Source organism: Bradyrhizobium macuxiense, from assembly GCF_007993935.1.
GTDB classification, from domain to species: Bacteria; Pseudomonadota; Alphaproteobacteria; order Rhizobiales; family Xanthobacteraceae; genus Bradyrhizobium; species Bradyrhizobium macuxiense_A.
On record NZ_VITY01000004.1, the window covers coordinates 615,020 to 628,259 of the forward strand.

At 65.1% G+C, this 13,240-nt stretch carries 8 protein-coding genes; 5 read left to right on the forward strand and 3 right to left on the reverse strand.

The features are described from left to right. Window positions 1-38: 38 nt before the first annotated feature. From FBZ93_RS14145 to FBZ93_RS14155, 3 genes are all read left to right on the forward strand, one after another. Window positions 39-3,509 carry an acyl-[ACP]--phospholipid O-acyltransferase gene (locus FBZ93_RS14145; RefSeq protein WP_146986521.1) on the forward strand — a complete coding sequence of 1,157 codons (3,471 nt, stop codon included), beginning with the start codon at window positions 39-41 and terminating at the stop codon, window positions 3,507-3,509. Window positions 3,510-3,596: 87 nt separating this feature from the next. Then, window positions 3,597-5,381 carry a flavin-containing monooxygenase gene (locus tag FBZ93_RS14150; RefSeq protein WP_146986522.1) on the forward strand — a complete coding sequence of 595 codons (1,785 nt, stop codon included), beginning with the start codon at window positions 3,597-3,599 and terminating at the stop codon, window positions 5,379-5,381. A 14-nt stretch (window positions 5,382-5,395) separates the two neighbouring features. Then, window positions 5,396-6,358, forward strand: a complete 963-nt coding sequence (locus FBZ93_RS14155; RefSeq protein ID WP_146986523.1) for an alpha/beta hydrolase — start codon at window positions 5,396-5,398, stop codon at window positions 6,356-6,358. A gap of 177 nt (window positions 6,359-6,535) precedes the next feature. Here FBZ93_RS14155 and FBZ93_RS14160 read toward each other — a convergent pair whose 3' ends face one another. Together FBZ93_RS14160 and FBZ93_RS14165 are read right to left on the reverse strand one after the other, a co-directional pair. Next, window positions 6,536-7,741 carry an ABC transporter substrate-binding protein gene (locus FBZ93_RS14160; RefSeq protein ID WP_146986524.1) on the reverse strand — a complete coding sequence of 402 codons (1,206 nt, stop codon included), beginning with the start codon at window positions 7,739-7,741 and terminating at the stop codon, window positions 6,536-6,538. A gap of 275 nt (window positions 7,742-8,016) precedes the next feature. Continuing rightward, complete coding sequence (locus FBZ93_RS14165) at window positions 8,017-8,241, reverse strand: hypothetical protein (protein WP_050423900.1); 225 nt, start codon at window positions 8,239-8,241, stop codon at window positions 8,017-8,019. A gap of 900 nt (window positions 8,242-9,141) precedes the next feature. Here FBZ93_RS14165 and FBZ93_RS14170 point away from each other — a divergent pair. Then, a complete protein-coding gene (locus FBZ93_RS14170) occupies window positions 9,142-11,235 on the forward strand; it encodes an RDD family protein (protein ID WP_167529033.1) in 2,094 nt (697 codons plus the stop codon). Between the two features lie 105 nt (window positions 11,236-11,340). On the opposite strand, the gene rpmB is transcribed toward FBZ93_RS14170, so the two are convergent. After that, window positions 11,341-11,649, reverse strand: a complete 309-nt coding sequence (gene rpmB, locus FBZ93_RS14175) for a 50S ribosomal protein L28 (RefSeq protein WP_050423898.1) — start codon at window positions 11,647-11,649, stop codon at window positions 11,341-11,343. Window positions 11,650-12,002: 353 nt separating this feature from the next. Here rpmB and FBZ93_RS14180 point away from each other — a divergent pair, with 353 nt between their 5' ends. Then, complete coding sequence (locus tag FBZ93_RS14180) at window positions 12,003-12,833, forward strand: DUF3108 domain-containing protein (RefSeq protein WP_146986616.1); 831 nt, start codon at window positions 12,003-12,005, stop codon at window positions 12,831-12,833. Window positions 12,834-13,240 lie beyond the last annotated feature (407 nt).

Consider the following 13,240-nt stretch of genomic DNA (forward strand, 5'->3'; position numbering starts at 1 on the left):
CCTGCCAGCGCCGTGCGCGCTAACCCAAGGAACCGGTCATGATCAAGGAATTGATGACGTCCCGCCGCTTCGCGCCGCTGTTCTGGTCGCAATTCTGCTCGGCATTGAACGACAACGTGCTGAAGAACGCGCTGGTCATCATGCTGCTGTATGGCGTCGCCAATGAGCAGGGGCCGGCATTGGTCCAGCTCGCGGGTGCGGTGTTCATCGCTCCGTTCTTCGTGCTGTCGGCGCTCGGCGGCGAACTCGCCGACCGTTACATCAAGTCCGTCGTCGCCCGGCGGCTGAAGTTCTTCGAGATCTTCGCCGCCGCCTTCGCCGCGGCCGGCTTCTTCACCCATTCGATCCCGCTGCTGTTCATCGCGCTGGCGCTGTTCGGCATCGTGGCCGCGCTGTTCGGCCCGGTGAAGTACGCGGTGCTGCCCGACCAGCTGTCGGTGTCCGAACTCGCGACCGGCAACGCGCTGGTCGAGGGTGCGACATTCATGGCGATCCTGATCGGCACCATCGCGGGCGGCATGTTCGTCGCCGGCGCCAGCCACATGGGCTGGATCTGTGCCGCCGTGGTCGGCCTGTCCGTGCTGTCCTGGGGATTTGCGTCGCGCATTCCGGTGACGCAGCCCTCCGCGCCGGATCTGCCGATCACCAGGAATCCCTGGACCTCGACCGTGCGCCTGTTGAAGTCGCTCTATTCCGAGCCGCGGCTGTGGGACGGCATGGTGATCGTGTCCTGGTTCTGGATGGTCGGCGCGATCGTGCTGTCGCTGCTGCCTGCGCTGATCAAGGAAGGCGTCGGCGGCACCGAGGGCGTGGTCACGCTGTGCCTCGCCGTGTTTGCGATCGGCATCGCCGCCGGTTCGCTGTTCGCCGCGCAGCTCAGTCATGTCAGGCCGAATCTCGCACTGGTGCCGATCGGCGCCATCGTGATGGGCGTGGTCGGCCTCGACCTCGCCTGGGCGATTGCCACCACCTCGCTCGGCAAGGATGTCACCGCGGCTGCGTTCGCGACCTCGTTCGGTGGCTTCCGCATGCTGGCCGACTTCTTCCTGTTCGCGTTCGGCGGCGGCCTGTTCGTGGTGCCGTCGTTCGCCGCGGTGCAGGCCTGGACCGCGCCGTCCGAGCGCGCCCGCATCATCGCCGCCGGCAACATCCTGCAGGCGGGCTTCATGGTCGCCGGCGCAGTGTTCGTCGGCGCGCTGCAGGCTACCGGCCTGCCGATCGCCTGGATCTTCTTCGGCCTCGCCATCGCGAGCTTCGGCACCGTCTGGTTCGTGTTGACCAAGTGGGGCAAGGAGGGCGTCCGCGATTTCGGTGCGCTGCTGTTCCGCGCGCTGTTTCGTCTCGAGGTGCGCGGCATGGAGAACCTGCCGCCCGAAGGCACTCGGATGCTGATCGCGCCCAACCATGTCAGCCTGGTCGACGGTCCGCTGCTGCATGCCATGCTGCCGATCGATGCGAGCTTCGCGGTCGACACCGGCATCTCCAAGGCGTGGTGGGCCAAGCCGTTCCTGAAGATGATCAAGCACTACACGATGGATCCGTCGAAGCCGCTGGCTGCGCGCGACCTGATCAAGCTGGTCGCCGCCGGCGAGCCGGTCGTGATCTTCCCCGAAGGCCGCATCACGGTCTCCGGCTCTCTGATGAAGGTCTATGACGGCACCGCGATGATCGCCGACAAGGCCGACGCGGTGGTGGTGCCGGTCCGCATCGAGGGCGCGCAGCGCTCGCATCTCAGCTATCTCAAGAATGGCGAGATCAAGCGCTCCTGGTTCCCCAAGGTGACGATCTCGATCCTGCCGCCGGTGAAGCTGCCGGTCGACCAGGCGCTGAAGGGCAAGGCGCGCCGCAACGCCGCCGGCGCCGCGCTGCAGGACGTCATGATCAACGCCATGGTCCAGAACGCGATGCTCGACCAGACCCTGTTCGAGGGCCTCGGCCACGCCTATCGCGACCGCGACACCGGCAAGCCTGTTATCGAGGACGCGCTCGGCACCAAGCTGACCTATCGCAAGCTGATCCTCGGCGCGCAGGTGCTGAGCCGCAAGCTCGAGCAGGGCACCGTTGTCGGTGAGAATGTCGGCGTGCTGCTGCCGAATTCGGCCGGCGTTGCCGTCGTGTTCATGGCGCTGCAGACCATCGGCCGCGTGCCGGCGATGCTCAACTTCTCGGCAGGCCCGGTCAACGTGCTGGCCGCGATGAAGGCGGCGCAGGTCAAGACCGTGCTGACCTCGCAGGCCTTCATCGAGAAGGGCAAGCTCGACAAGCTGATCGCGGCAATGGCCGGCCAGGCCCGCGTCATCTACCTCGAAGACGTGCGCGGCGGCATCACCCTCACTGATAAGATCGCGGGCTTCCGCGCCGGCATCGCGCCGCGCGTCGCGCGACATGCGAATGATCCCGCGGTCATCCTGTTCACCTCGGGCTCGGAAGGCACGCCGAAGGGCGTCGTGCTGTCCCACCGCAACATCCTCGCCAACGCGGCGCAGGCGCTGGCGCGGGTCGATGCCAACGCCAACGACAAGGTGTTCAACGTCCTGCCGGTGTTCCATTCGTTTGGTTTGACCGGCGGCATGATGATGCCGATCCTCGGCGGCATTCCGATCTTCATGTATCCGTCGCCGCTGCATTACCGGATCGTGCCCGAGCTGATCTACCAGACCGGCGCGACCATCCTGTTCGGCACCGACACGTTCCTCACCGGCTACGCCCGCTCGGCGCACGCCTATGATTTCCGCACGCTGCGGCTCGTCATCGCCGGTGCGGAAGCGGTGAAGGAGCGCACGCGGCAGGTCTACATGGAGCGTTACGGCATCCGCATCCTCGAGGGCTACGGCGTCACCGAGACCGCGCCGGTGCTCGCGATGAATACGCCGATGGCCAACCGTCAGGGCACCGTCGGCCGGATCTCGCCGCTGATGCAGTACCGCCTCGATCCGGTCCCGGGCATCGAGGAGGGCGGACGCCTGTCGGTGAAGGGGCCGAACGTGATGCTCGGCTACCTCCGCGCCGAGAACCCCGGCGTGCTCGAGCAGCTCGCCGAGGGCTGGCACGACACCGGCGACATCGTCACCGTCGACGCGCAGGGCTTCATCGCGATCAAGGGCCGCGCCAAGCGCTTTGCCAAGATCGCAGGCGAAATGGTCTCGCTCTCGGCGGTCGAGACGATGGCGTCGGCGCTGTGGCCGCAGGCGATGTCGGTTGCGGTCACGCTGCCCGATCAGCGCAAGGGCGAGCGCATCGTGCTGCTCACCACGCAGAAGGATGCCGACCGCGCCGCCATGCAGCGCCAGGCCAAGAGCGTTGGCGCCTCCGAGCTCGCGGTGCCCGCCGACATCCGCATCGTCGACAAGGTGCCGCTGCTTGGTACCGGCAAGACTGACTATGTCGGCGCCACCGCGCTCGCCAAGGAAATAGCGGCGGAACTCGCCGCCGCGCCCGCGGCGCAGGCCGAACCCGCGGACGATGAGGGTGAAGCCGAGCCGGAGACGCTGCAGCAACACGTTGCATGAGCCTTGGCCTGAGTCCCGGCATGATGGTTGTGCTTTTCGGGAGCATGTTGTCAGATAGACGGCAACTGCTCCCGAGAAAGCATGATCATGCTGGACAAACTGAACCCGGCTACGGCGGACGCGCCTGAACTGATCGCCGAGCGCTGGATCGGCGCGCTCGATGCGGCGCTCGCCGGCCGCGCCGCTGAGGGTCTTTCCGGGCTATTCGCGCCCGAGAGCCACTGGCGCAACATCTTCGGTATCTCCTGGCACTTTGCGACGTTCAGCGGGCGGCAGCGCGTCGTTGCCGAGCTGCTGGAACGCGCTGCCGCGGTCAACGCGCGCGGATTTCGCCTTGATGATCGTGCCTTGATACCGCGACGCGCCGTGGTGGCCGGACGCGAGGTGATCGAGGCCGTCTTCACCTTCGACACGTCGAATGGGCCGGGCACCGGCGCGATCCGACTGCTGCACGATGCGGGCGGGAATTCCGCGGCGTGGACGTTCTCCTCCATGCTCGATTTCAATCGCATCTGCGACGCGCGCGGAGATCAAGCCGCGGAGCAATCCCATGCGCGCGATTTCGCCGCACCCGACTGGCTGGAGCAGCGCGAGGCCTCGCGCGCCTATGCCGACCGCGAGCCTGATGTGCTGATCGTCGGCGGCGGCCATGCCGGCATCGCGACTGCCGTCGAGTGCAAGCGGATCGGGCTCCACGCCCTGATCGTCGATCGCGAGCGCCGCATCGGCGACAATTGGCGGCTGCGCTATCGCGGCCTCAAGCTGCACAACAAGACACCGGTCAATCTGTTTCGTTACCTGCCGTTCCCGCCGACCTTCCCGGACTACATCCCGAAGGACAAGATCGCGAACTGGCTGGAAAGCTATGTCGACATCATGGAGCTCGACTTCTGGACCGAGACCTCGTTCGAAGGCGCGCGCTATGACGACACGATGCAACGCTGGACGGTGACGCTGCAACGAAACGACGGTCCGCGCACGCTGCATCCGAAGCACATCGTGCTCGCAACCAGCGTCAGCGGTACGCCGAACATTCCGACCATCCCCGGCATCGAGCGCTTCGGCGGCAAGGTGCTGCATTCCAGCCAATTCGCGGCGGGGCGGGAATGGACAGGGCGCTCGGTGGTCGTGTTCGGCACCGGCACCAGCGCGCATGACATCTGCCAGGAGCTGCATGCGGCCGGCGCCGACGTCACCATGATCCAGCGCAGCCCGACCATGGTGGTCAATGTCGAGCCGGCGCAGCTCTACGACAAGACTTATCTCGGCGACGGTCCGCCGATCGAGGTGCGCGATATCCTCAATTCCGGCGTGCCGCTGCCGGTGATGAAGGTCGCGCACAAGATCATCACCGACGAGGTGAAGCGGCTCGATGCGGCGCTGTTGTCACGGCTGGAGCGCGCCGGCTTCCGTCTCGAATTCGGCGAGGACGGCACCGGCTGGCCGCTCAAGTTCCGCTCCCGCGGCGGCGGCTATTACTTCAACGCCGGCTGCTCCGAGCTGATCGCCGACGGCAAGATCCGCCTGATCCAGGCTGCCGACATCGTTGATTTCACCGCAACCGGCCTCGCGCTGAAGGACGGCACATCGCGCGCCGCCGAGCTGTTCGTGCTCGCCACCGGCTACAAGGGCCCCGCTTATTTGGTCGGCAGGCTGTTCGGCGACGATGTCGCCGCGCGGGTCGGGCGGGTCTGGGGCTTCGACGACGCGACACAGGAGCTGCGCAACATGTGGACGCGCACGCCGCAGCCCGGCCTCTGGTTCACCGGCGGCGCGTTCTCGCAGGCCCGCATCTATAGCCGGTTCATCGCGCTGCAGATCGCCGCGATCGAGGCCGGCACGCTTTCCAAGCACTTGAATTGCAAGCACTGAACTGAAGGACTCCCATGCCGCTCCCGCTCGATGCCATCATTGCCAACATCATCCCGCTGCTGCCGCTGCGCGACCCTGCCACCATGACGCCGCAGAGCGCGCGCGATTCGCTGCGCGCGCTGGCCGAGGCGCGCAAGGCAGTGCCGCCGCCGCCGGTCGATGTTGCCAGCGACATCGAGGTGCAGGGCGCCGGCGGCAAGCTCGCCGCGCGGCTCTATCGCAACGGCAGCGGCACGGCGCCGACCGTGATCTTCTTCCACGGCGGCGGCTGGGTCGCCGGCGATCTCGAGACCCATGATCGCCAGGCCCGCAACCTCGTGATCGAGACCGGCGCCGTGGTGATCTCGGTCGATTACCGCCGGCCGCCGGAAACGCGCTTTCCCGGCGCGTTCGAGGATGCATTCGCCGCGGTCCGCGACGTGGTGGCGCGCATCAGCGAATTCGGCGGCGATCTCTCCCGCGTCGGCGTCGCCGGCGATTCCGCGGGCGGCAATCTCGCCGCGACCACGGCGCTCGCCTGCCGCGACACCGGCATCACGCTCGCCGGGCAATTGCTGGTCTATCCCGTCATCGACGTGGTCGGCAATTTCGCCGATCCGACAGAGAACGCCAAATTCCCGTCGCGCGCCGAGAATGCGGAGGGCTACTTCCTGTCGCGCGCGGTGATGGAGTGGTTCTGCGGCCACTATCTCGCGAACTCCGCGCAAGGCACTGACTGGCGCGTCTCACCGTTGCGCGCGACGAGCCTCAAACGTGCCGCGCCGGCGGTCGTCACCACAGCCTGGTTCGACCCGCTGCGCGACGAGGGCCATGCCTACGCCAAGGCGTTGCAGGCGGCCGGCGTGCCGGTGGCGTATCACACAGGCGAGGGGCTCATTCACGGCTATTTCGGCCTCGGCGATGCGTCGGACGCCGCGCGCGCCGAGGCGCAGCGCGCGCGGGCGGATTTTCGGGTGTTGCTGGAGCGGGGAGTTTGATTCCTTCCCGTCGTCCCGGCCAAGCGAAGCGCGAGCCGGGACCCATAACCACAGGGTGCAGTTGTCGTGCGACGCTGTGGCCCCGGCTCGCTCCATCCCCACGCCCTGTGGTTATGGGTCCCTGCTTACGCAGGGACGACGAGTCTTGGCTTGGATGATTTAGCGTCCCATCACCCCTCAATCATTCCCGATCGTGTCGCCGAACAGCTGCCAGGTCTCGCCGTTGAACTTCTGCAGCCGCATCGCTTCGACCGGGAAATAATCGGTCGGCGAGGTCTTCACCTTGATGCCGGGCAGGAACATCGGCAGCGCGATGTCGAGGTTGGCGGCCTGCTTCATGATGTTCTCATGGGTGAGGTCGTCGCCGCATTGCTTGAGCACCTGCACCGTCGCCTCCGCCACCACATAGCCGTAGACGATCAACTGGTCCTGCAGATTGCCCTCCGGAAAATAGCTCTTCATGAAGTCCTGCCAGGCGATCACGTCCGGATCCGTCTTCCATTGCGGATCGTTCGGATCCTTCAGCGAGTAGGACGAGATGATGTCCTTGGAATATTCGAAGCCGGCCGGCTTCAGCACCGAGGACACCGAGGTCGAGGTCGCCGCGAGGAAGAACAGGTCCGGTTTCCAGCCGATCTCGCCGATCTTCTTGATCGCCTGCGCCGCCTGCTTGGGGATCGCGTGCATGAACAGCACGTTGGCGCCGGAGGCTTTCAGCTTCACGATCTGGCTGTCGACGGTCGGGTCGGTCGATTCATAGGTCGCTTCCGCCACCACCATCTTGGCGGTGTTCTCCGGCCCCAGCCCCTTCTTGAAGCCGTTGCCGTAATCCTTGCCGGCGTCGTCGTTCTGGTAGAACAGCGCGATCTTGGCGTTCGGCTTCTGGGTCAGCACATATTTCGCATAGACCGCGGTCTCGGCCTGGTACGACGGCTGGAAGCCGATGGTCCACGGATAATGCGCGTAATCGCCCCACAACGTGGCGCCGGCGCCGACGAACAGCTGCGGCACTTTCTTGTCGTTGAGATATTTGCGCACGGCAAGGCCCGTCGGCGTGCCCAGTGGATTGAGGATCGCGGCGACCTCTTCCTGCTCCACCAGCTTGCGGGTCTGCTCCACCGTCTTCGGCGGCGAGTAGCCGTCGTCGAGCGTGATCAGGTTGATCTTGCGCCCGTTCACGCCGCCCTTGTCGTTGATCATCCTGAAGTAGGCGGCCTGCGTCTTCGCGATCACGCTGTAGGCCGACGCCGCGCCCGAGAATGGCGAGGTCTGTCCGAGCTTGATCTCGGTGTCGCTGGCACCCGCGCCGTATTTCTTCTCGGCGGCGTGCACCTGCGTCGCGAGCGCAAGCGTGAGCGCTGCCGTGATGGCCTTCCAATTCATCGTGAGCCTCCCTGTGCGTTTTTTTGTTGTTCGCGCGGGAGAGCTTACGCAGGTCGGGGGAGGCAGGCTTGCGACGAGGCGCCGGGGCAGGAATGCGAAAATGCGGCGGGGTGCAATTGAGGGCGGGGGCATAACCACCAGCGTCGTCCCGGCGAAGGCCGGGACCCATTACCCCGGCTGCCTATTTGGTGCGACGCTGGGGCAACATTCCGCTCAACGGCAAATATCAGTGGTAATGGGTCCCGGCCTGCGCCGGGACGACGATGATGGAAAGATCAGCGGTAGCGCACGCTGCCGGTGGTGACCGGATCGGTCGGCAGCACGGTGGCGCCGGCGCGGTTGGCGGCGGCGGAGGTGATCATGCCGGGCTCGCCCTTCAGCACATTGCGGGGCGGGTTGAATTCGAGGATGACGAGGGCGGCGGTCGCGAGCACCGCCACGGCGGCGGTTGCGAGCGCAGGCACCAGTCTTCCGCGCGTATCGGCTGCGCGAACTTGCATTGATCAATTCCTTTATCGGGATCGTTCTTTGGACGTGACATAAGAACGGCCAAGCTTCTTCCCAAGAGTGCGGCATGCATGCCTCACAATCAGTTGTACCGGCCGTGATGTCCCTCACGGTTTTCGAGCCGCACGGCTTAGCCGCGTCGAATCGAAATCGTGTCGGACGGCTTGTTTGCACACCATGAGTTGGAAGAGATCGTGGCGTTTTGCATGCGGCTCATGCGCTCGTGATGATGCGAATGAGTTTGTGATTAATATCCATGCGGAGAGCCCGATTTGCCTTGATTTATAGGGTTTCTGAACCGGCCGAGGCGCCTGCGTTAAGCCTTTCTTCACGGACGAGCAGCGCATCGACATGGATTCGCGCGCGGTGGGTGAGCGATGACATCGCTGTCATTGGCAGCAGATGGCAATGATGCTTCGTCATTGAAAGCGGACGCCTTGGCGGAGACGGAAGCCGCTGCATGGGCGGAAGACAATCCATCTCTTCTCGCGCGACACGGTGGATGATTTTGCTTCACGCTTCATCGTGCAGAGAAGAATCCGCTCGCGTCTCGTCGCGCGCGCCCATCGCGTCCACCGCATCCCGCCTCAACGTCCGTGACGATCGCGATACGTCTCTCTCAGAGGAGGCGGGACGAGTTGCTTGTACCGGTGAGTTGGGGGGAGGAATATTTTCTTCGCGAGGACTGGACAGGATGTGCCGCCTTGAAAAGACGGGTGAAATTCGCGTTCTCGCGCAAGCCCTCTGCGCGCCAGCGCACCGTTAACTCACGGGAGTTGCAACAGCTTGCCACGGCAACCGAACTTCGGCACCATGCCGCCGCGGCGTGTCCCGGCAGGTTGTGGGATCGCGGGCGGGCTCCGGGTGAGCCGATTTTGTTTGGCAGTTTTGTCTTGAGTGACCTTGCGACCGATTCCCCGCTTCAGATCGTGGAGGGCGTGGCGCGCGAACGCGGTGGCTTCTGGCGCCGCGTGACGGCGTTCGCGATCGATCTTGCCATCGCAACCTTGTTGCTCCAGGTGCTGGCGTTTGCGTTATATCCCGCGACCGGCGGGCGCGTGCAATTTCCCGGCGGCTTCATGCTGCTCACTTGCGACAAGCTCGCGGCTGTCCCCGCCGGCTTCGAGGTCCCGACCGATTTCGTTCCCACCGCGATCTCGGATTGCCGGCAGGGCTTGTTCCAGCTGACTTCGGCACGCGTCCTGTACCTGACGAAGGTTACGCAGAATGGCGGTTTCACCACAACAAGGCAGATCACTTACCTGCGCGATGCCGAGGGCAAGCCGGTCGCGGAGCCGATCCTCGGCCTGTTCTGGCTGCCGCTGTTCTTCGTGCTGCGCCTGTTGTTCGATCGCCGGGGCGGCACGCCGGGCCGCCGGCTGCTCGGTCTTCGTCTCGCTGACGCCGCACATCCGCCACCGTCAAGCGCGGTGCTGCGCCGCTATCTGATGCAGGCGCTGCCGCTCGCACCCTACGTCGCCGGGCCGCTGCTGCTATCCCAGTTCGGGGTGCGCATCACACCGCTCGGCGAGGCCTGGTGGATGGTGATGATCCTGCCCACGATGTGCGGCGGCATCGGCGCGCTGATCGCGCTGCATCACGTGATCTATCGCAAGGAGGCCTTCTACGATTCGTTTGCGCAGACCAGTGTGCTGCGGATCGATGGCGCCAATGCCGTGGTGCGGTCCGCCGCCGTGCTACCGTTGCTACCGCCGCCCTTGCCCGGCGTCGTGCCCGATCAAGTCGAACCTGCTCTGCGCGATGTGTCTGATCAGGCCGAGCAGGCCGTTGCCGATGCATTGGACGTTGCGCAGGCGAGTGCCGCTGCGCCGCGGCCCTCCATGGCGCTGCCGCCGCCCTTGCCGCGGCGGGCCAATTACCTCGTGCGGCACTGGCGCGGCGAGCTGTCGCTGCCGGTCTCCTATTGGGTCAACGGCACCGCGCTCGGCGCCGGCCTTGGCGTTGCGATCGCCGTGGTCGGCCACCTGCTCAACGAGCGCGGCAGCGAATATCTGGTGTTGTGGCTGGTCTCGGTGATCGCGATCTGGGCGTCGATCGTGCTGTTGCGAATCTGGGTCACGGTCGGCGTCTGGCGCGCGGCGTCGCGCTACCAGGCGCGCGGCAAGTCTTTTTGGGGCGGCGCAGCCAAAGTCGTCTCCGCACTCGGCATGGTGTATGTCGCCTACAGCTGCGCATTCGTCGGGGCCCCGCAGATCGCAGGTGTCTACGAGATTGTCGCGGGCGATGCGCGCGTTGGACCGCATCAGTTCCGTGTGCTGGCAGACGGCCGCGGGTTGGAATTCACTGGCGGTATCACCTTCGGCGTTGCCCGCGAGCTTGAGACCTTCCTCAACGCAATGGGCAGCCTCAGGACGGTGCAACTCAACTCGATCGGCGGACGCATGCGCGAGGCGCAAAAGATGTCCGACCTGATCAAGGCGCGCGGACTCACCACGTATGTGACGCAGAGCTGTCTCTCGGCCTGCACCGTGGTGTTCCTTGGCGGCAAGGAGCGCGTGCTGCTTGCGAAAAGCGGCAAGCTTGGTTTTCACCAGACCTCGTTTCGCGGCATGACCGCGCTCGACCGCCAGGTTGCCATCGAGACCGAAATCGTGCGGTTGCAGGGCTTCGGTCTCAGCCGTGCATTCGCCGAGCGCGTCACCGCGACGCCACCAAGCGGCATGTGGTATCCCGACCAGGATGAACTGCTGCGCGAAAAGGTGGCGACGCGGCTGTATATTCCACAATCGAAGAAACCTGCGGGCGGAAGCGCGCCAGCTGCGACTGCTACGCCACAAGCATCTGCAACAGACGGCAGCGCGACGGCCGCTGGCGGAGATCGCGTCTTCCCGACGCCAGGCCAGCCACTACAGATGGAATCCGGCACCTACCAGACCGGCCGTGCGTTCATTCCGGCAGAGGTGATGAAGCGGCTGACGGCCAAGCCGGCTGCGAAGACGACGACGACCGAGGCGCAGAAGAACTGAAGCACCGTCTCACGACTGTGGTTCGACTCGGCCCAACGAAAACGGCCGGGTCATCGACCCGGCCGTTCAAAATTCTCTTCGCGAATTCCGCTCTCGCAGCTTCGCTCAGCTCGCCTTCTTCACCGGCGCCGGCTTGCCGACCTTCTTCTCGATCGCGCGCTTCAGTTCGAGGGCGCGGGGCGAGAGCACGTCGGCCTTGGCCTTGAGCAGGTAGGCGTCGAGGCCGCCATTGTGGTCGACGCTCTTCAGCGCATTGGTCGAGACGCGCAGGCGCACGTTGCGGCCGAGCGCATCCGAGATGAAGGTCACGTTGGCCAGGTTCGGCAGGAAGCGCCGCTTGGTCTTGATGTTCGAGTGGCTCACCTTGTGGCCCGTCTGGGGGCCCTTGGCCGTCAGTTCGCAGCGCCGGGACATCTTACAAAATCCTTTTCCATCCCCGCCTCTCTGTCAGGCGTGCATTCGCACGGCCCGCGCGGGGGTTTTGAATTCGCGTCCATTTTCCAGGAACCGCGGGTGTATAGGGGGAGATCGCCCAAGCGTCAAGATTATATCGCCGCATGGCGCTACCGGAGAATGCCGGTTCATAAGCCGTTCCAGCCACTTAACAGCTGAAATGGCAACCATATAAAGGGCGTATTCGGCTGCAAGTCTTGGTTCCATAAGAGATGCGCACGTTGTCCGGCCGAATTGAAGGACCAAGCGGACAACGAACAGAGCGCCGATAGCAGGACCGTCAGGTAGGTTAAGTGACCACCGCCATTGCCATTTTGCCCCCGCTCGGCCGGCTCCTCGGCCTGTGCGCGGGTGCCTTGCTGCTGTTTTGTGCCGAGCGCGCCAGCGCGCAGGGGCGGCTCGACGCCCAGTATGAGGCGACCTTGGCCGGTATCCCGGTCGGCAAGGGCAGCTGGACCATCGAAATCGGCGACGACAGCTTCTCGGCCGCAGCCCAGGGCGGCACCGCGGGCCTCCTGAAGGCGTTTTCCGGCGGCACCGGCGCGGGGGCCTCGCAGGGCCGTGTCGTCAACGGTTCGCTGGTGGCCTCCTCCTACACCGCGACCACCACCACCTCGAAGAAGTCCGAGACGATCCGGATGGTGCTCGCCAATGGCGGCATCAAGGAATCCGCGATCGAGCCCGAGCCGCCGGTCGATGCCGACCGCCTGCCGGTGACCGAGGCGCAGAAGAAGAACGTGTTCGATCCGATGACCGGCTCGTTCCTGCGCGCGCCCGGCAATGCCGAATTGATGAGCCCGGACGTCTGCCGCACCGGCGCCGGCGTGTTCGACGGCCGCATGCGCTACGACCTCAAGCTGGATTTCAAGCGGGTCGAGATCGTCAAGGCCGAGCGCGGCTATCACGGCCCGGCGCTGGTCTGCGCGCTCTATTTCGTGCCGATCTCGGGCTACATCCCGGATCGCCCCGTCATCAAATACCTCGCCGCCCAGCGCAACATCGAGATCGCCTTCGTGCCGATCGCAGGCACCCGCCTGCTGGTGCCGTTCCGCATGACGATCCCGACCCCGCTCGGCCAGGCCATGCTGGAAGCCACCTCGTTCGTCACCACAGCCGCGCCGCCGCGCGTGGCGAAGACGCAGTAGCCCCTTCACCTCTCCTTGTTGGAGAAGGTGCTTTGGAGGCGTTGTGCGGCGCTTGTAGCCCGGATGGAGCGAAGCGAAATCCGGGGCGTCTATCCGCGGATCAACTGTCCCGGATTATGCTTCGCTCCATCCGGGCTACGCAGTGCTGGCGACGGTCCGGGGCATGCAACAAACGTCATGGAATCCAGTTGACTCTTGCCCGCTTCTGATTCGACTCGGCCCCCCTGGAACTTAAGGAATTCAGTCCGCATATCCCCTGCTTGTGGAGCCCTCTCAAACTTGATCTAGTGCCGCCGCCTTGGACTCCGCCGAGATGTTGCGGTGAACGTTTCGGGCCTGGAATGGAGTCAGCGATTCGGCCGCGATTCGTTCTAGACTCGTTCCAGAGCTTAAGGGCGGCGCCAAAA

Coding starts and splice junctions, on each gene's coding strand:
- rpmB (WP_050423898.1), bottom strand. CDS start 11,649: ATGTCCCGGCGCTGCGAACTGACGGCCAAGGGCCCCCAGACGGGCCAC.
- FBZ93_RS14155 (WP_146986523.1), top strand. CDS start 5,396: ATGCCGCTCCCGCTCGATGCCATCATTGCCAACATCATCCCGCTGCTG.
- FBZ93_RS14160 (WP_146986524.1), bottom strand. CDS start 7,741: ATGAATTGGAAGGCCATCACGGCAGCGCTCACGCTTGCGCTCGCGACG.
- FBZ93_RS14165 (WP_050423900.1), bottom strand. CDS start 8,241: ATGCAAGTTCGCGCAGCCGATACGCGCGGAAGACTGGTGCCTGCGCTC.
- FBZ93_RS14150 (WP_146986522.1), top strand. CDS start 3,597: ATGCTGGACAAACTGAACCCGGCTACGGCGGACGCGCCTGAACTGATC.
- FBZ93_RS14145 (WP_146986521.1), top strand. CDS start 39: ATGATCAAGGAATTGATGACGTCCCGCCGCTTCGCGCCGCTGTTCTGG.